The organism is Citrobacter rodentium NBRC 105723 = DSM 16636 (assembly GCF_021278985.1).
GTDB lineage: Bacteria > Pseudomonadota > Gammaproteobacteria > Enterobacterales > Enterobacteriaceae > Citrobacter_A > Citrobacter_A rodentium.
In genome coordinates, this window is sequence record NZ_CP082833.1 from 2967537 (window position 1) to 2986004 (window position 18468).

Genomic DNA, 18468 nt, shown 5'->3' on the forward strand with positions numbered 1-18468 from the left:
GTTTGTCACTTGTGGAGAACGGCGGTCCGCTGCATAAATCTACGTCACAGGTTATTAGCCTGAGGCCTGATACGGCATGCGGACCGCATGGCAGAGAGAACTGGCCGGTTCTCCCTGCACTGAAGGGATAATACAAGGCCTGATAAGCGCAGCGCCATCAGGCACTGCGCTTACCGGATGGCGGCAGCCCTGTCCGGCCTGCGTCAACCCGCCGTTACAGCACCTTATGCGGGCCGAAGCATTCGTAATGAATGTTTTCGCTGTTGACGCCCAGCTCAACCAGCTGCTTCGCGGCAAACTGCATGAAACCGACCGGACCGCACAGATAGAACTGCATTGCCGGATTAGCGATCGCCGCTTTCATCGTCGTCAGGTCCATCAGCCCTTCACTGTCAAACACCGCTTTTGCGCGATCCGCCTCTGTCGGCACGCGATACCAGGTATGAGCGGTAAAGTTCGCCAGCGTGCTTCCCAGTTCGTTTACTTCATCAGCAAAGGCGTGAACGTCGCCGTTTTCCGCCGCGTGGAACCAGTTAACCTGCGCGGTATGCTTCGCTTTAGCCAGCGTATCCAGCATCGCCAGCATCGGGGTCTGACCGACGCCCGCGGAGATCAGCGATACCGGCGTATCCGTCGCGACGCTCATAAAGAAATCACCGGCCGGGGCGGCTAAATGCACTATGTCGCCGACGTTCGCCTGGTTATGCAGCCAGTTTGACACCTGACCGCCATCTTCGCGCTTCACCGCGATCCGGTAGCCTTTGCCGTCCGGTTTGCGGGTCAGGGAGTACTGACGGATCTCCTGATGCGGAAAACCTTCCGGCTTCAGCCAGACGCCCAGATACTGGCCCGGCTGATAGTCGGCGACCGCGCCGCCATCGACCGGTTCAAACTCAAAGCTGGTGATGAGCGCGCTGCGCGGCGTTTTCGCCACGATGCGGAACGGACGCGTCCCTTCCCAGCCGCCGGTTTTGCTGGCGTTTTCGCTGTAGATTTGCGCTTCACGGTTAATAAACACATTCGCCAGCACGCCATAGGCTTTGCCCCACGCGTCCAGCACCTCCTGCCCGGGGCTGAACATTTCGTCCAGCGTCGCCAGCAGGTGAGTGCCGACAATATTGTACTGTTCCGGTTGGATCTGGAAGCTGGTGTGTTTCTGGGCGATTTTTTCCACCGCTGGCAGCAGCGCCGGCAGATTTTCCAGGTTGCTGGCGTAGGCGGCAATGGCGTTGAACAGCGCTTCACGCTGATCGCCATTGCGCTGGTTGCTCATGTTAAAGATCTCTTTGAGTTCCGGGTTATGCGCAAACATGCGATCGTAGAAGTGAGCGGTCAGTTTAGGGCCTGTTTCCACCAGCAGCGGAATGGTGGCTTTTACAGTGGCGATGGTTTGGGCGTCAAGCATACGGTCTTCCTTTATCTGAATCTTTAATGATGTATATCAAATGCATCTTATAAAAATACCCCTGCATTGTAAATGGTTCTTTGCCACTTTGCGTTTTAAAAGTTACATCGTGAAAAATCTGCATCACAAACCTGAAAAGAAATCCGTTGAAAATGCTAAGGCCTTCATTCGCCAAAGCCTTGTCTGGTGGCAAGGTAATCGTTTGCGTAAAATCCTTTGTCAAGACCTGTTATCACAGAATGATTCAGTTATACTGTTGCCCGTTGTCCAACAGGACCGCCGTTACAGGCCAAAATTTTATCGTTAGCTGAGTCAGGAGATGCGGATGTTAAAGCGTGAAATGAACATTGCCGATTATGATGCCGAACTGTGGCAGGCTATGGAGCAGGAAAAAGTACGTCAGGAAGAGCACATCGAACTGATCGCCTCCGAAAACTACACCAGCCCGCGCGTGATGCAGGCGCAGGGATCTCAGCTGACTAACAAATACGCTGAAGGCTATCCGGGCAAGCGCTACTACGGCGGTTGTGAATATGTCGATATCGTTGAGCAACTGGCGATCGATCGCGCGAAAGCGCTGTTCGGCGCTGACTACGCTAACGTCCAGCCGCACTCCGGCTCTCAGGCTAACTTTGCTGTTTACACCGCTCTGCTGGAGCCGGGCGATACCGTTCTCGGTATGAACCTCGCGCACGGCGGCCATCTGACTCACGGTTCCCCGGTTAACTTCTCCGGCAAACTGTATAACATCGTTCCTTACGGCATCGATGAGAGCGGTCATATTGACTATGCGGATCTGGAAAAGCAGGCGCAGGCGCAGACGCATAAACCGAAAATGATTATCGGCGGCTTCTCCGCTTACTCCGGCGTGGTTGACTGGGCGAAGATGCGTGAAATCGCTGACAGCATCGGCGCTTATCTGTTTGTGGATATGGCCCACGTCGCCGGTCTGGTTGCCGCAGGCGTCTACCCGAACCCGGTTCCGCACGCGCACGTTGTGACCACCACCACCCACAAAACCCTGGCGGGTCCGCGCGGCGGCCTGATCCTGGCGAAGGGCGGCAGCGAAGAGCTGTACAAGAAACTGAACTCCGCGGTCTTCCCTGGCGGCCAGGGCGGCCCGCTGATGCACGTTATCGCCGGTAAAGCGGTGGCGCTGAAAGAAGCGATGGAGCCAGAGTTCAAAACCTACCAGCAGCAGGTTGCCAAAAACGCTAAAGCGATGGTTGAAGTATTCCTCGCCCGCGGCTACAACGTGGTGTCCGGCGGTACTGATAACCACCTGTTCCTGCTGGATCTGGTTGATAAGAACCTGACCGGTAAAGAAGCCGATGCCGCGCTGGGCCGCGCCAACATCACCGTGAACAAAAACAGCGTGCCGAACGATCCGAAGAGCCCGTTCGTTACCTCCGGTATCCGTATCGGTTCACCGGCAGTAACGCGCCGCGGCTTTAAAGAAGCGGAAGTGAAAGAGCTGGCGGGCTGGATGTGTGATGTGCTGGACAATATCAATGATGAAGCGGTAATTGAGCGTATCAAAGGTAAAGTGCTGGACATCTGCGCGCGCTTCCCGGTTTACGCGTAACGCTTATCGGAGGCTGGTTGGCGGTGGATGCCGCCAGCCGGTCACGCCATCTTCTCGCGGGCATCGCTTTGATGCCCGGTTATCTGAATATTTTTAACGCTATTCTGATGCCGCCGCGGCGTCGCTATCCCATTTCACTCAGCTGTGACTCCACGTATAAATAGCCAATGCCCATGAGCTGCTGCGCGCGGCTGAGGGTGCCAAAGTTGATTTGCGTGGTTTTCGCCCGCGGGTTATCGCCATGATCGAAAGGGTTAAATCCCGTCTGCCGCCGCACGGTATTCAGCCAGCCTTCACCGAAGGCGCAGCTGCGTCCATACAGCCAGATCTGATTAATATTGAGGATATTGAGGAAGTTATACAGGCTTAAGCCGATCGCGCTGGCCGCCTGTTCCACCCACGCCTGGAGGCGCACATCGCCGTCTCGCCAGGCTGCAATCAGCTCGTCCGTGGTCAGCGTCTCTGGATCCAGCGCGGGGATCGGCTGCGTTTTCAGCCACACTCTGGCCTGCTTTTTCAGCGCGCTGAGCGAGGCGACGGTTTCAAGACAGCCATAGCGGCCGCAGTCGCAGGCGACGCCGTCCGGGTTAATAATAGTGTGGCCAATCTGACCGCTGCCGTAGAGACTGCCGCGCCAGATGCTGTCGTTGATGACGAAGGAGGAGCCAATCCCGTAATCGACGTTAATGACGCAGAAATCGTCGCTGGCCGCCGGGTTTTGCCACTTCTCGGCCAGCGCCAGCATCACGCAGTCGTTGTCGAGGCGTACCTGTACGCCAAGCTTCTCCTCCAGCAGATATTTTATCTCCAGCGAGCTTTTCCACGGCGCCTGCGGCATGGTTTTCGACGCGCCGGTAACGGGATCGACCTGGCCGTGTACGCCCAGCGCCAGGTTAATGCTGACTTCGGGGTAACGCTGACGATAAACCCGCCAGTGGCGGGCTATGGCGGCGAGCAGATCCTGCGGCGTCGCGGCGCGAATCACCTCATGCTGCCAGTCGCCGACGGCAACCAGGCGGGCGTCCGCCAGTTGGCTGGTCAGGCTGGTCGGGGTGACGTTCATGCACAGCGTCCATGCGCCCTGTTCCGGCAAATGGAAACTGCCGTTGCTCAGCCCACGCTGGCTCAGGGTTTCCCGGGAGTGGCAAATTCGCCCCTCGTCCAGTAGCTCCTGAAGGATATTGCTGACTGCCGGAATTGACAGGCCGGTTAGCTGCGCCAGCCGTGACTTGCTGAGCTGCTTTTCCCGCCACAGGTGCGACAGGAAAATCTGTTTATTGGCCTGGCGCACCCGGCTATTGTTGTAACCCAGACGCGGCATACACTTAACTCCCTTAACTATATTGCGTGAGCATTGCGCGTTTTAACGCCAGATAACTGTACCACAATAGCCTTAAGACGCAGGTTTACTTTTGGATATTGAGTGGAGGCGGCATGTACGGCGCAGTGAAGGTATGGCAGGAAACGCTCTCTCTTCCGACCTGGACGACAGGTGAAGAAGATCCCAACCCGATGTTTCTCGAAAAACGGGTTTATCAGGGCTCCTCGGGGGCAGTTTATCCTTATGGCGTTATTGATACCCTGACCGGCAGGCGCGAGATGCGCGACTATCAGGCGGTGTGGATGGAAAACGACTTTATCCGCATCATGCTGCTGCCTGAGCTGGGCGGGCGTATTCATCGCGCTTACGATAAGGTGCAGCAGCGCGATTTTGTCTATTACAACGAGGTGGTCAAACCGGCGCTGGTCGGCCTGCTGGGGCCGTGGATCTCCGGCGGCATTGAGTTTAACTGGCCGCAGCATCACCGTCCCACCACCTTTATGCCGGTGGATTTTACCGTTCAGGCGGGTGAAAACGGCGAACAAACCGTGTGGATGGGCGAAGTGGAGCCGATGCGCGGTTTGCAGGTGATGGCCGGTTTTACGCTCTATCCGGATCGCGCGCTGATTGAAATCACCGGTAAGGTATTCAACGGCAACGCCACACCGCGCCATTTTTTATGGTGGGCAAACCCGGCGGTGAAGGGCGGCGACGATCATCAGAGCGTGTTTCCGCCGGATGTCACCGCGGTGTTCGACCACGGCAAGCGCGACGTCTCCGCTTTCCCCATTGCCACCGGCACCTACTATAAAGTGGATTACTCGGCGGGCGTGGATATTTCCCGCTACAAGAACGTGCCGGTCCCCACCTCCTACATGGCGGAAAAATCGGACTATGACTTTGTCGGCGCCTGGCACCACGGCGAGCGCGGCGGTCTGCTGCACGTCGCTGATCACCATATTTCGCCGGGGAAAAAGCAGTGGACCTGGGGATACGGCGATTTTGGCGTCGCCTGGGATCGCAACCTGACCGATGACAACGGCCCGTACATCGAACTGATGACCGGCGTATTCACTGATAACCAGCCGGACTTCACCTGGCTTGCGCCGTATGAAGAGAAAGTGTTTGTGCAAAACTTCCTTCCCTACAGCGAACTGGGCATGGTGCAGAATGCCAGCACCGGGCTGGCGCTGCGTCTGGTGCGCGAAGAGGGCCAACTCTCGGTTGGCGTTTACGCCATAGCGCCGCTGGAAGCGGTGCGGGTTACGCTCAGCGCGAACGACGCGCCGTTCTTTGAAACCACCCTGTCGCTGGCGCCCGGCAAGAGCTGGCTGACGCACATCGCGGATAACGGCCCGGCCCGCATCACCATGACGGTGACCGGCCAGAATGGTCAGGCGTTGCTGAGCTACGAAGAGCATATCGCCGGGGATGTGCCGTTGCCTTCGGCGGCGAAAGCGCCCGCGCTGCCGGAAGCGCTCTCTAACACCGAGGAACTCTATTTCATCGGCCAGCATCTGGAGCAGTACAACCATGCCAGCCGCTATGCCGAAGATTATTATCGTCGGGCGCTGGAGGTGGACCCGCTTGATTACCGTAATAACGTCGCGCTGGGGACGCTGGCGCTCAACCGGGCGGACTGGACGCTGGCGGAACGGTGCGCGAGGGCCGCGCTGGAGCGGGCGCACAGGCTGAATAAAAACCCGCGCGATGGCGAAGCCAGTATGCTGCTTGCCGCCGCGCTGGAGCGTCAGGGTAACTACGACGACGCCCGGGAGCACTATTACAAAGCGAGCTGGAGCGGAAACTGCCGTGACGCCGCCTTCTGGTCGCTGGCGCGTATCGCGATGCGCCGGGAAAATTACGCTGACGCGCTGGAAAAAGTCACGCAAAGCCTGCGCTTTAACGCCAGCAACAATCTGGCGATGGGGATGAGGGCGCTGGCGCTGGCGAAGCTGGGACGCGCGTCTGAGGCGTTGAACTATGCCGAACAACAGCTTAAAGACTATCCGCTCAGCTACGTGCTGCACTACGCGCGCTGGGCGATCGGCCGGGACGAGGCGGCGAAAGCGGCGCTGATCGCCATTACCGGTCGCCGCGGCACGAACGCCTGCGAGCTGGCCGGCTGGCTGCTCTCCTGCGGGCAGCAAGAGGCCGCGCGCGAGGCGCTGGAACTGCTCGACAGCCAGGAGACGCTGCCGCTGCTCTGGCGCGCTTCCCTGAGCGATAACCCGCAGCCGTTAATTGACCAGGCCCGCGCCTGTCTGCGCAACCGGGTGCGCTTTCCGAATACGCTCGACGAAGTGCAGATGCTGCAAACGCTGCCGCAAAGCGCTTACGCGCAGTATTTACTCGGCTGCTTCTGGTACAGCAAGCGTCGTTACGATGAGGCGCTGGCCTGCTGGCAGTTCACGCTACGGCAGGAGGCATCCTTTGCGCCGGTGCATCGTCTGCTGGGCATCTACGCGTGGAATAAACACCAGGACGCCGGGCAGGCGCGCCGCTATCTGGCGCAGGCCGTCGCGCTGGAGCCGGAAAACGCCCGCTTCCTGTTTGAACTGGATTACCTCGATAAACTGCTGGCTACCCCGGCGCCACAGCGCCTGCAACAGCTGGAGAGGCGCAAAGCGGTGGTATTCCAGCGCGACGATTTGACCGTCGAGCTGCTGAGCCTGTGGAACGGGCAGGGGCATTACGAGGCGGCGGCGCAGGTGCTGCATGAACGCGTGTTCCATCCGTGGGAAGGCGGCGAAGGGAAGGCGACCGGGCAATATCTGCTTAACCAGATGCATCGCGCGCTGGCGGCCATCGGCGCGGGGCAATTCCCCCAGGCGGCAAGCCTGTTACAACAGGCGCTGAGCTACCCGCATAACCTTGGCGAAGGGCGCTTGCCGGGGCAAACGGATAACGACATCTGGTATCTGCTTGGCTACTGCGCGCAGCGACAGGGAGAGCACGAAGAGGCGCAGCGCGACTTTGCGCGGGTAACGTGCGGCGGCAGCTCGCTGGATGCCGGTCGCTATTACAACGACCAGCCGGTGGACTATCTGTTCTGGCAGGGCATGGCGCTGAAGGCGCTGGGCGACGACAACGAGGCGACGCGACTGTTTCAGAGCTTCCTTAACTGGGTGGAGAGCCAGCGCGACAATGTGCCGGAGGTGGATTTCTTCGCCGTCTCGTTGCCGGATCTGGTGGTGCTGGATACCCCCGCTGCGGCGAAGCATCAGCAGCACTGTCTGTTTATTACCGCGCTGGGACATCTGGGGCTGGGCAATCTGACTGCCAGCCAGCAGGCGTTTGACGCGCTTCTGCAACTGAATCCGGCGCATGACAAGGCGTGCCTTCTGCGTCATGCCATCAGCCGGGGGTTATTTAACTGAACCCTGTACCGGTGGCGGTAACGCCGCCGGAAACCTCCTGTTCCCTGCGTTTCCCTGAAAGAGGAATCATAATGAATAACGCGCAGACACATCTGAAAATCGGCTACGTCTGGACCATCTGTCTGGTGGCAGCCTGCGGCGGATTACTGTTTGGCTATGACTGGGTGGTCATCGGCGGGGCGAAGCCCTTTTACGAAGCGTACTTTTCCATCACCGATCCGGCGCAGTCCGGCTGGGCGATGAGTTCGGCACTGGTGGGCTGTATTTTTGGCGCGCTAATCTCCGGCTGGTGCGCCGACAAATTTGGCCGCAAAATGCCGCTGATCCTGGCGGCCATTCTCTTCAGCGCTTCGGCCTGGGGAACCGCCGTCGCCAGTAATTTCGATATGTTTGTTATTTACCGCATCGTCGGCGGCGTCGGGATCGGCCTGGCCTCCGCGCTGAGTCCGCTGTATATCGCCGAGGTCAGCCCGGCGGAAAAACGCGGGCGCTTTGTGGCGGTGAACCAGCTGACCATCGTGATTGGGGTGCTGGCGGCGCAGTTGATCAACCTGCTGATCGCCGAACCCGTCGCGCCGGGCGCGACGCAGCAGGCTATTGTGGAAAGCTGGAACGGTCAGACCGGCTGGCGCTGGATGTTTGGCGCCGAGCTTGTTCCGGCGCTGGCGTTTCTGGTGCTGATGTTCTTTGTGCCTGAATCGCCGCGCTGGCTGGTAAAAGCGGGGAAACCGGAGCGGGCGCGCGCCATGCTGCAACGAATTGGCAGCGCAGACTATGCCGGGCAGACGCTGAAGGAGATTGAGCACACCCTGCAAAAAGATAATCACCAGGTCGCCTGGTCAACGCTGCTGCAGCCGCAGATCAGGCCGATCGTCATTATCGGTATCGTGCTGGCGGTATTCCAGCAGTGGTGCGGGATCAATGTCATTTTCAACTATGCGCAGGAGATCTTCGCTTCCGCCGGTTTCGACATTAACGGCACGCTGAAATCGATCGTCGCCACCGGCATTATCAACCTTGTCTTTACCATCGCTGCGCTGCCGCTGGTGGACAGGATCGGGCGGCGTAAACTGATGCTGTTTGGCGCATCCGGTCTGACCGTCATCTACGCGCTGATTGCGGGCGCGTATGGCATGGGGATGCTGGGCTGGCCGGTGCTGATTCTGGTGCTGGCGGCGATTGCGATCTACGCCCTGACCCTCGCGCCGGTAACCTGGGTGCTGTTGTCGGAAATCTTCCCCAACCGCGTGCGCGGTCTGGCGATGTCGCTAGGGACGCTGGCGCTGTGGATCGCCTGTTTCCTGCTGACCTATACCTTTCCGCTGCTCAATGCCGGCCTCGGCGCGGCGGGTAGCTTCCTGCTCTATGGCGTTATTTGCGCGATGGGCTTCGTTTATATACTGCGTAATGTGCCGGAGACGAAGGGCGTTACCCTCGAAGCGCTGGAAGAACAGCTGGCGGCCCGGCACGGCAAAGCCGTGCCGTCGGCGCAGCAGAAAAGCGTGTGCTGATGGCGGCGTTAACTTTAGCCAACGCGCATCTGCGGATGCGCGTGGACCCGCAGGGCGGTGCGCTGCTGGCGCTGTTTTCGTTACAACATCAACAGCCCGTCCTGCGCGCAGGCGAAGGGGCAGAAGCCGGGGAGTGCGGACTGTTTCCGATGCTGCCGGTCGCTAACCGCGTGGCGGGCAACCGCTTTGAGCAGCCGGACGGCGCGGTGTGTCTGCCATTGCATCACGCCGATGAGCGCTTCTTTCTTCATGGTGACGGCTGGCTTAAGCGCTGGGAGGCGATCGGGGTCGAAAGTCACGGTTGTCTGCTACGTCTGCGCAGCCAGCACGCCTGCGGTTTTGACTATCTGGCAACGCTGCATTATGCGCTCGACGGCGCGACGCTCACGGCGTCGCTTTCGATAACCCATCAGGGCGAACGCCCCATGCTCTACGGCTGCGGATTCCACCCGTTCTTCGCTTTTGACGCGCACTGTACGGTGCAGTTTTCCGCCAGCGGCTACTGGCCGGAGGGTGAACTCCATTTACCGCGGGAATGGCGCTCAGCGATACCCGCTGAGGCCGATTTCAGCCGCGGGCAATATGGTTTCGAGCGCTGGCTGAATGTGGGCTATTCCGGCTGGGGCGGACGGGCGGTTATCCGGCATGATGTGATGAAGGTCACGATATCAGCGCAAACTCCCTGGCTGATGCTGTTCAGAATGCCGGGTCAGCCGTTTCTTTGCCTTGAACCCCAGACGCATCCGGTCAATGCTCACCACATGCCGGGGCAGCCGGGATTACGCTTACTGGCCAGAGGAGAAACGTGCCGTTTTTCGATGCAGATAGCCGTCGATTGAGCATCAGGGGATGTTATCCCGCTGTTAATGTTCACTTGCGCCAGCCTGCGTTTATCGCCAGACTATCGCCTCCAAACGGGAGGGAATCATGGTTTTGCACTCCACGCGCTGGCTGGCGCTCGGTTATTTCACCTACTTTTTTAGCTACGGCATTTTTCTTCCATTCTGGAGCGTCTGGCTGAAAGGCCTCGGGCTGACGCCGGAAACCATCGGTCTGCTGCTCGGCGCTGGTCTGATCGCTCGTTTTCTCGGTAGCCTGCTGATTGCGCCGCGGGTCAGCGACCCGTCGCGACTGATTTCGGCGCTGCGTATCCTGGCGCTGCTGACGCTGATCTTTGCGCTGGCGTTCTGGGCGGGTGCGCACGTGGCGTGGCTGATGGTGGTGATGGTTGGCTTTAACCTCTTTTTCTCTCCGCTGGTGCCGTTGACCGATGCGCTGGCGAACACCTGGCAGAAGCAGATCACCATGGACTATGGCCGGGTGCGGCTGTGGGGCTCCATCGCCTTTGTCATCGGTTCCGCGCTCACCGGCAAGCTGGTCAGCATCTTTGATTATCAGGCGATCCTGGCGCTGCTGACGCTGGGCGTGGCGTCGATGCTGCTGGGCATGTTGCTGCGCCCGGACGTTGCCCCGCAGGGCGAAAGCCGCCGTCAGGAGAGCGCCGGATGGCCCGCCTGGCGCGCGCTGATCGTGCAAAGCTGGCGCTTTCTCGCCTGTGTCTGCCTGTTGCAGGGGGCGCACGCCGCCTACTACGGCTTCAGCGCCATTTACTGGCAGGGAGCAGGCTATACCGCCTCGGCGGTGGGCTATCTGTGGTCGCTGGGCGTGGTCGCGGAAGTGATCGTCTTCGCACTCAGTAAAAAACTCTTCCGCCGCTTCAGCGCCCGCGATCTGCTGTTGCTTTCCGCCGTCTGCGGGGTGATTCGCTGGGGGCTGATGGGCTGGACCACCGCGCTGCCGTGGCTGATTGTGGCGCAGATCCTGCACTGCGGCACCTTTACCGTATGTCATCTGGCCGCTATGCGCTATATCGCCGCGCGTCAGGGAAGCGAAGTGATTCGCTTGCAGGCGGTCTATTCGGCGGTGGCGATGGGCGGTAGTATCGCCATCATGACGGTGTTCGCTGGCTTCCTCTATCAGCATCTGGGTAACGGCGTCTTCTGGGTGATGGCGCTGGTGGCGCTTCCCGCGCTGGTGCTGCGGCCAAAAGTGGCCGCCTCAGCCTGACTCCAGCATTTTGCGGATCTGCTGCTGTTGATGCGTCGTCAGCGCCTGCTCGGCATGAATCAGCGGCGGCGAAAACAGCGGCAGCGGCGTGGTGTAGGGGGTGACGATCAGCGCAACGCCGCGCGGCGTTCCCTCCTGCTGAAAGGCCTGCATCGGCAGCGGTTTGATATTCAGCGGCAGCAGCGTCAGTTCGCGCAGCTGCTGCTCAATCTGTTGCTCCAGCTGTTGATTATCGCCGGTCAGCAGAACAATCTGTTTTTCATGCAAATCATTGTCCTGCATCAGCCAGGCGCCGAAAATCACCGCCACCAGCCCCATCTCTTCTTCAGAAAAGGCCACGTTGTACTCTTCCTCAAAGCCGCGCAGGGCGTCGCGGGTAGTGCGCATCAGGCGCGGATACAGACGCGCGAACTCGTCCGGCAGGGTGTTATCGATGCCGATAGAAAACAGGCTGCGGTTCAGCGCCTGGGCAAGGTGAATATACAGCTGATCGTTCAGCCCCTGCTCATCGTTGAACTTTACCGCGCCTGCTTCGCGAAAGCGCAGCACCAGGCGGGCAATCGCCAGCCGCAGCTGCTGGTTCTGCTGGTGGTTATCGCGCACGGGATCGGGCAGGCGCACCATCGAAAACAGTAGCGCCATAAACAGCGATTCGGTAAGCGGCGCATCCTGACGCACGCGGCGCTGCCAGTGTCGGCCAATCTCCTCGGCGAGCTGATATTCGGCGCAGGCCTGCACCCAGCGCTGCTGGATCGGGTTAAATTCCGGCGAAATCCCCGCATGATGCTGTAACAGGCAGTACTGGAGATAAAGACGCAGAAAATGCACGTCGCGGCTCTCAAACGCCCTTTGCAGTCGACGGGCGCAGAGATTGATCAGCGCATGGAGGTTGGTGTCGTCGTACAGGGTGCGCAAAATACCCCGCTGCTTCAGTTCGCCTTTGAGAGCGGGCGTGAAGTGCCGGGAGATAAAATTCGGGCATAGCCGCAAGCCGCGCCGCAGCCAGTGCAGCAGGCAGAGGCGCTGATTCAGCGCAGTTCCTTCGATCCGGTAGCAGCCGTCGGGGGCCGAAATGATGTTCAGCCGGTGATAGCGCTGGATCTCCCGTTCCGTCTCGGTGATATCTTCGCGGGCAAGCGTCTCGTCGACGCCATTCAGCGCACTGAAGGTTTCCGCGGTGGCAATCTGTCCCGGCTGGAAAAGCGTCAGTAAAATCTGGCAACGGCGCTGGGGAGCAGAAAGTACAGATGGCGGAGCGAGCGTTGACATCATCTGTGGTATCTCCCGTAAGTATGATTGATAAGAATAGCTAAAGTTTTTCCATAATAGTTACGAATGAAATGCTTTAACGTCAGGATTGCAGGGGAAGGTCACAGAATTTTTTGCCTGCAAGGGCCAGGAAGGGAGTTAAACGCAGCGCCAGAAGTGAATTTTTTGCTGTTTTATTTTCTGCATATCGGAAAAAGCCCCGTCTATGGGACGGGGCCAGGCCATTAACGCTGCTGGCGCAGCGTTAAGCCGACGTCGCCGCCGGGGTGGACGGACAACAGCGTCTCTCTGGAGTATCCGCTTTCGCTCATCAGACAGGCGCAGGCGGCGTCGAAAATAGCAATCACCAGCATAATCGAAGTGGTCGCCAGCATGTTCAGCGGATCGGCTTCGCGCTGCACGCCGGTCGAAATAACCAGCCGGGCGGCCCGTGCAATGGCGGAGTCTGCGTTTTCCGTCACGCTGAGAATCGGCACCTTTTTCGCCTCCAGCCCGGGCAGCAGACGCGTCAGCTCGTCAGAGTTGCCGCCGCGGGAGAGCATTATCATCAGGTCGTCGGCACCTAAAAAACCGAGGTCGCCGTGGGCGGCGTCGGTGGCGTTGAGATAGATCGCCGGGCGTTCAACGCAGGCCAGCATATGGGCGATTTTACGCGCCGCGATGCCGGAGGTGCCGACGCCGGTCACAACAATCTTTCCCCGGCAGCCGCGCAGCTCCGTCATTAACGCCTGCCACTGCGTCTCGCTCAGATGCTCGCCAAGACCCGCCAGCGCTTCGCTATAGAGCCGCCAGGTGGCGGTGGCCTGCTGCCATGCGCTGCTCATAACGCCTCCTGCATCAGCTGACGGTACTTCATGTGATCCTGATACATCTCATGGAACACCTGATACTTACGGTCGTAATAGTGCTTAATGCGGTTGGTCTGCGGGGTGACGGTTTTGCCAATCCGGCTCATGGCCGACATCGCTTCCGGGAACGTGTCGAACACGCCCGCCGCGATGGTGCCCATCATCGCGCCGCCCAGCAGCATCGCCTCGCTCTCTTCCGGCAGCAGCATGGCGCAGCCGGTAGCATTAGCGTGCTCCTGGACGAAGATCGGGTTTTTGGTGCCGCCGCCGCTGGCCATAATGGTGTCAATGCTGTAGCCGCTCTGATTCATGGTTTCAATGATATGGCGGGTGCCGAGCGCAATGGCCTGAATGGTCGCCAGATACTGCAACGCCATATCCTCCGGCGTGCGCGACAGCTTAAGTCCGCTAATCGCCCCGGTAAGCGTCGGATTGGCGCGCGGCGAGCGGTTGCCGTGGAAGTAGGGCAGGATATGAATATCGCGGGTTAAAAAGGCGATGTTCTCCGGTTCGCCAGCCATTTTACGCAGCAGCGCGTTGAGCACTTCGTAAATAGTCTGTCCCTGCGATTTCGCCTGCGCCAGCAGCGTCTGGTAGCACGGATGCGACTGAATAATATGGTCAATTAACGCGCCGGTTGCGGATTGTCCGCCTTCGTTAAGCCAGTATTCCGGCAGTATCGCCGAATAGTACGGTCCCCAGACGCCGCCGATAAAGCGCGGCTCTTTAGAGATAGCCATATGGCCGGTCGAGGTGCCGCCAATCAGCGCGATCCGCCGGTCGAAATCGGCCACTTCGCCAGAGACGCCGCTGGCGCCGAGGGTGCCGAGGGTTCCGGCGTGGGCGTCGATGATCGACACGCTGACCGCGGTGCCCGGAATCAGCCCCATCTCGCTGGCGGCGCGCTGGCTCAGGCCGTGACCGAGCGGTTCGCCCATCGTTTTGACGTAGCGACCAATTTTGGCGGCGTCATGTTCCAGCAGATCTTCAAGACCAATTTCGCGGAAATAGCTGGCGTCCCATTTGTCCTCATGGCCCATGTAGGTCCACTTACAGACCGTGGAGCAGAGCGAACGGGTGTCATCGCCGGTGGCGCGCCAGGTGAGAAAATCGGGTAAATCAAAATAGTAGCCCGCGTTCGCCCAGGTATTCGGCATATGCTGTTTCAGCCACAGCAGCTTCGGCGTCTGCATTTCCGGGGAGATAATGCCGCCAACGTAGTCCAGCACCCGATGGTGAAGCGCGTTAATGCGCTCTGCCTGGGTGATGGCGCGGTGGTCCATCCACACGATAATATTTTGTTCGCTGCGCCCGGAAGGGCTGACGGTCAGCGGCTTGCCCTCTTTATCCAGCACCACCAGCGAACAGGTGGCGTCAAAGCCTAATCCTTTCACCTGGATAGGGTTGATATCAGACTGATTAATGGCATCGCGAACGGCGTTGCACACCGCCTGCCAGATATTGTCTGACGACTGTTCGACGAAATCGGCCTGCGGGCGGTAAATTTCAATGGCGCGCGTGGCCTGACCGACCATTCTGCCGTTGAGATCAAATACCCCCGCGCGGGCGCTTCCGGTTCCTACATCGACACCAATAAAATAACTCGCCATCATTTTTCTCCCGAAATCAGGCTTTACGATTCTGTAATGCGATAAAGAGGATGAGCACCGCGCCCCAGAGCGCCATCGTCAGATAGCTGCTAATCCCCAGCAAGTTAAAGCCGCTCTCCAGCATCTGCAGCACGATAAGCGCCAGCACCAGGCCAAGAATGCGCCCGAATCCGCCGTCCGGGTTGATGCCGCCCAGCACCGAGGCGAGGATGGTCACCAGCAGATAGGACTCGCCGTATCCGGCCTTCGCCGAGTTGAATTTGGCCATCATTAAAATCGCCGCCACCCAGCCGAGCAGGGCGGAGATAACGTAGACGGAAATCTGTACCCGCACGGTGTTGACGCCGCTGTAGCGGGTGGCCTGCTCGTTGGAGCCCATCAGATAGAGGCTGCGTCCCAGCGTGGTGTGCTCCAGCAGGACCCACAGCAGGACGGCGACGATAAAAAACAGCAGCAGGGCGACGGGAATGCCGCCAATGGTTGCGTTGCCGAGATACTGAATCGCCGTCGGAAAGCCGGAAATCACCGTGCCGTTGGAGAGTAAAATGTTAAGTCCGGAAATCAGCGTCATGGTGCCGAGGGTCGCCAGAATCGGCGAGACGCCGACCCAGGCGATCAGCGCGCCGTTCAGGACGCCGATCGCCACCGCTACCGCCACGCCCGCCAGCAATGCCAGCGCCAGAAACAGCGGGTTGTCCGGATGGGTGACGATGATCGCCGCCATCACCAGCGAACAGGCGTTGGCCCCAGCGATAATCGACAGGTTAATGCCGCCGGTGAGCATGGTCATCCCCATGCCGAGCGCCAGCATCCCGAGGATCGGCAGCTGCGAGCCGATGGACTGGAAGTTCGCCACGCTGAAAAAACGGCTGCCCAGCAGCGCGGAAAAGACCACGGCAACGACGATAATGATGACGCACTGCAGGCGGATGATGGCATCGCCGGGTAAAACTCGTGCTATCGCTTTCATCTTAAAGCTCCCTTGCCAGTTTGCGTTTTTCGTTCCAGGCCGTGGCGCTGATGCTGACCAGGATAATGGCGCCGCTGAAAACGGTGTGCCAGTAGGATGAGACGCTCAGCAGCGTCAGGCCGTTTTGCAAAAAGGCCAGCAGAATCACCCCCAGCAGGGTGCCGGTCAGCGTGCCGCGACCGCCGCTCATGCTGGTGCCGCCAAGCACCACCGCCGCCAGCACCGTCAGCTCGAAACCGAGCAGCGAGTTTGGCGCCACCGACTGGGTGATCTGCGCCTGCACCACCGCCGCGACGCCCGCCAGAATCCCCATGTAGCCGTAAACGTAGAAATGCAGCTTCAGCAGATTCATACCGAGGCGGGAGGCCGCGTCGCGGTTGCCGCCCATCGCATAAATCTGCCGTCCCAGACGGGTGAAGTTCATCAGCACGGCGGTAAAGATAATCACCACCGCCAGGCACAGGAGCGGCAGGGTCAGTCCGTAGTCATAGCCGTCGGTGGCGGTAAACGAGAACCAGTTGATGCCGTTCATAAACCAGTCCGGAAAGCCGTACAGCCAGGTGCCTTTGGTGGCATACACCAGCAGGCCGTAATAGACGTTCAGCGTGGCGATGGTGATGATGATTGCCGGTACGCGCAGCCAGTAGACCAGAAAACCGTTAATCAGGCCGAGCAGCAGACCGACGGCGCAGGCCAGCGCCAGCGCCAGCAGGAAGTTGCCGCCGTGGGCAATCACCCAGCTTGCCATCGCATACTGTGCAATGGCGGTCATCGCCGGAAATGAGATATCAATGCCGCCGGAGATCAGCACCACAAACAGCCCGCAGGCGAGGATGCCGAGAATGGCGTAGCTGGTGGCGACGTCGGTCAGGTTGCCGAGCGACAGAAATTCATCGGTCCTGACGCTCAGTCCGACCGCCAGCGCAATGACCAGCAGCCCGAGCCAGAATTCATGGTGCCCGACTAAGCGGGAGAGACGAATGTTATTCATGGATGACCTCGACCACCTCAGCAATATCCTGTTCAGAGCAGCGATGCGGGTTAAACTCCGCCACCAGCCGCCCGCGGCGCATCACCAGCACGCGGTGGCTGTTGTAATAGGCTTCCGGGATCTCATCGCAAATCATCAGCACCGCCATACCCTGCTCCGCAAGGTCGCGGGCGATCTGGTAGATCCCTTCTTTATTGGCGATATCCACGCCCACCGTGGGCGAATCAAGAATTAAGATGCGCGGGCTGGTCGCCACCCATTTGGCGATGGCGATACGCTGGGCGTTGCCGCCGGAGAGCGTCTTTACCGGCAATTGCGGGTCAGACACCTTAATGTTCAGCTCGCGGATCAGATCGGCCACCAGACGTTGCGCTTTGCCATGATCCAGCAGGCCGAAGCGGCTGCGCAGCTTGTCGAAAATGGTGACGATGGTGTTGTCGTAGATCGACTGCTCCATGATCAGCCCCTGCGTCAGGCGATCTTCCGAAACGTAGCCGATCCCGTGTTTAATGGCGTCATGATTGTTGCGCAGCCTGACCGGCTTACCGTTGATAAGAATTTCACCGCTTTGCGGATGGGTCATGCCAAACAGGCTCAGGCACAGCTCGGTGCGTCCGGCGCCTAATAAACCGACAATGGAGACGATTTCGCCGCTGCGCAGCGACAGATTAATGTCCTGGTATTTTCCCGGACGGCTCAGGTTGCGCAGTTCCAGCATCGGCGCCTGGCTGACCGGCGGTTTTTCCGGCAGCGGGCTGTAATGGAAGCGCTGGCCGGTCATCAGGAACGCCAGCTCATGGCTGTCGAGTTCGCTCGCCGGCCAGGTGCCGACCAGTTTGCCGTCGCGCATCACGCTGATGCGGTCCGCCACTTCCATTACTTCATCAAGACGGTGACTGACGAAGACCACGCAGATGCCGGCGGCTTTCAGTTCGTTCACCACCCGTAGCAGGCCGTTAACCTCCTGGCGAGTCAGTGAGGCGGTCGGTTCATCCATAATCACTAACCGCGCGTCGGCGGCGATGGCGCGACAAATCGCTACCAGCTGGCGGTCGGCGATGGAGAGCTTTTCAACCTTTTTATCCGGGTTGATGGTAACGCCGATGCGCTTCATCGCCGCCAGCGCCTGTTGCTTCATGGCGCCGCGGCGCACCAGGATATCGCCGCCGGGCAGGTAGCGGTTGACGGCGATGTTTTCCGCCACGCTGAAGTTAGGAAACAGGGACAAATCCTGATAGATCACCTGAATGCCGTAATGGGAAGAAAGCTGTGGCGACAGATGGTGAAACAGCTTGCCGTCAAGCTGGATCTGCGCCCCTTTTTCCGGCTGGTAGACCCCGGAAATGACTTTAATAATGGTGCTCTTGCCGCAGCCGTTCTGTCCCGCCAGACAGTGAACTTCGCCTTTTTTCAGCGTCAGGTTCACATTATCCAGCGCCAGCACGCCCGGGAATTGCTTGCTGATATTCTCAAGAGTGATAAATGCGGTGGTGTCTGTCATGGACAATACC

General features: G+C 59.4%; 13 protein-coding genes. 5 read left to right on the forward strand and 8 right to left on the reverse strand.

Going from position 1 to position 18468, the window contains the following annotated elements; translation table 11 throughout:
• Window positions 1-214: 214 nt before the first annotated feature.
• Window positions 215-1405, reverse strand: coding sequence for an NO-inducible flavohemoprotein (hmpA, locus tag K7R23_RS14020; protein WP_012906672.1), 1191 nt, complete (start codon window positions 1403-1405; stop codon window positions 215-217).
• Window positions 1406-1730: 325 nt separating this feature from the next.
• On the opposite strand from hmpA, the gene glyA reads away from it, so the two are divergent.
• Window positions 1731-2990: a serine hydroxymethyltransferase gene (glyA, locus tag K7R23_RS14025; protein ID WP_012906671.1), complete on the forward strand. Its 1260-nt coding sequence runs from the start codon at window positions 1731-1733 to the stop codon at window positions 2988-2990.
• A gap of 124 nt (window positions 2991-3114) precedes the next feature.
• Here the strand turns inward: glyA and K7R23_RS14030 are convergent, their stop codons facing one another.
• Window positions 3115-4311 (reverse strand): ROK family transcriptional regulator, encoded by a 1197-nt coding sequence (locus K7R23_RS14030; RefSeq protein WP_012906670.1) that lies wholly within the window; start codon window positions 4309-4311, stop codon window positions 3115-3117.
• Between the two features lie 113 nt (window positions 4312-4424).
• Here K7R23_RS14030 and K7R23_RS14035 point away from each other — a divergent pair, with 113 nt between their 5' ends.
• The 4 genes from K7R23_RS14035 to K7R23_RS14050 all read left to right on the forward strand — a co-directional run bounded on the left by K7R23_RS14035 (window position 4425) and on the right by K7R23_RS14050 (window position 11269).
• On the forward strand, window positions 4425-7691 hold the full coding sequence (locus tag K7R23_RS14035; RefSeq protein WP_024132768.1) for a DUF5107 domain-containing protein: 3267 nt from the start codon (window positions 4425-4427) through the stop codon (window positions 7689-7691).
• A 71-nt stretch (window positions 7692-7762) separates the two neighbouring features.
• Window positions 7763-9202 carry a sugar porter family MFS transporter gene (locus K7R23_RS14040; RefSeq protein ID WP_012906668.1) on the forward strand — a complete coding sequence of 480 codons (1440 nt, stop codon included), beginning with the start codon at window positions 7763-7765 and terminating at the stop codon, window positions 9200-9202.
• A complete protein-coding gene (locus K7R23_RS14045; RefSeq protein WP_024132767.1) occupies window positions 9202-10041 on the forward strand; it encodes an aldose 1-epimerase in 840 nt (279 codons plus the stop codon). The genes K7R23_RS14040 and K7R23_RS14045 overlap by 1 nt, the downstream gene beginning before the upstream one ends.
• Window positions 10042-10129: 88 nt before the next feature.
• Complete coding sequence (locus K7R23_RS14050; RefSeq protein WP_012906666.1) at window positions 10130-11269, forward strand: 3-phenylpropionate MFS transporter; 1140 nt, start codon at window positions 10130-10132, stop codon at window positions 11267-11269.
• Here the strand turns inward: K7R23_RS14050 and csiE are convergent.
• The 6 genes from csiE to K7R23_RS14080 form a co-directional block, all read right to left on the reverse strand.
• A complete protein-coding gene (gene csiE, locus K7R23_RS14055; RefSeq protein ID WP_012906665.1) occupies window positions 11261-12541 on the reverse strand; it encodes a stationary phase inducible protein CsiE in 1281 nt (426 codons plus the stop codon). The genes K7R23_RS14050 and csiE overlap by 9 nt on opposite strands.
• 221 nt (window positions 12542-12762) lie before the next feature.
• Window positions 12763-13362, reverse strand: a complete 600-nt coding sequence (locus tag K7R23_RS14060; RefSeq protein ID WP_012906664.1) for a KpsF/GutQ family sugar-phosphate isomerase — start codon at window positions 13360-13362, stop codon at window positions 12763-12765.
• Window positions 13359-14996: an FGGY-family carbohydrate kinase gene (locus tag K7R23_RS14065; RefSeq protein ID WP_012906663.1), complete on the reverse strand. Its 1638-nt coding sequence runs from the start codon at window positions 14994-14996 to the stop codon at window positions 13359-13361. Before K7R23_RS14065 ends, K7R23_RS14060 begins: the two co-directional genes overlap by 4 nt.
• Before the next feature lie 16 nt (window positions 14997-15012).
• The gene (locus tag K7R23_RS14070) at window positions 15013-15966 is read right to left on the reverse strand and encodes an ABC transporter permease (RefSeq protein ID WP_012906662.1); all 954 of its coding nucleotides are present in this window, start codon (window positions 15964-15966) and stop codon (window positions 15013-15015) included.
• A gap of 1 nt (window position 15967) precedes the next feature.
• Window positions 15968-16957 (reverse strand): ABC transporter permease, encoded by a 990-nt coding sequence (locus K7R23_RS14075; RefSeq protein ID WP_012906661.1) that lies wholly within the window; start codon window positions 16955-16957, stop codon window positions 15968-15970.
• Window positions 16950-18458, reverse strand: coding sequence for a sugar ABC transporter ATP-binding protein (locus K7R23_RS14080; protein WP_012906660.1), 1509 nt, complete (start codon window positions 18456-18458; stop codon window positions 16950-16952). The genes K7R23_RS14075 and K7R23_RS14080 overlap by 8 nt, the downstream gene beginning before the upstream one ends.
• Window positions 18459-18468 lie beyond the last annotated feature (10 nt).

Coding starts and splice junctions, on each gene's coding strand:
- hmpA (WP_012906672.1), bottom strand. CDS start 1,405: ATGCTTGACGCCCAAACCATCGCCACTGTAAAAGCCACCATTCCGCTG.
- glyA (WP_012906671.1), top strand. CDS start 1,731: ATGTTAAAGCGTGAAATGAACATTGCCGATTATGATGCCGAACTGTGG.
- K7R23_RS14030 (WP_012906670.1), bottom strand. CDS start 4,311: ATGCCGCGTCTGGGTTACAACAATAGCCGGGTGCGCCAGGCCAATAAA.
- K7R23_RS14035 (WP_024132768.1), top strand. CDS start 4,425: ATGTACGGCGCAGTGAAGGTATGGCAGGAAACGCTCTCTCTTCCGACC.
- K7R23_RS14040 (WP_012906668.1), top strand. CDS start 7,763: ATGAATAACGCGCAGACACATCTGAAAATCGGCTACGTCTGGACCATC.
- K7R23_RS14045 (WP_024132767.1), top strand. CDS start 9,202: ATGGCGGCGTTAACTTTAGCCAACGCGCATCTGCGGATGCGCGTGGAC.
- K7R23_RS14050 (WP_012906666.1), top strand. CDS start 10,130: ATGGTTTTGCACTCCACGCGCTGGCTGGCGCTCGGTTATTTCACCTAC.
- csiE (WP_012906665.1), bottom strand. CDS start 12,541: ATGATGTCAACGCTCGCTCCGCCATCTGTACTTTCTGCTCCCCAGCGC.
- K7R23_RS14060 (WP_012906664.1), bottom strand. CDS start 13,362: ATGAGCAGCGCATGGCAGCAGGCCACCGCCACCTGGCGGCTCTATAGC.
- K7R23_RS14065 (WP_012906663.1), bottom strand. CDS start 14,996: ATGGCGAGTTATTTTATTGGTGTCGATGTAGGAACCGGAAGCGCCCGC.
- K7R23_RS14070 (WP_012906662.1), bottom strand. CDS start 15,966: ATGAAAGCGATAGCACGAGTTTTACCCGGCGATGCCATCATCCGCCTG.
- K7R23_RS14075 (WP_012906661.1), bottom strand. CDS start 16,957: ATGAATAACATTCGTCTCTCCCGCTTAGTCGGGCACCATGAATTCTGG.
- K7R23_RS14080 (WP_012906660.1), bottom strand. CDS start 18,458: ATGACAGACACCACCGCATTTATCACTCTTGAGAATATCAGCAAGCAA.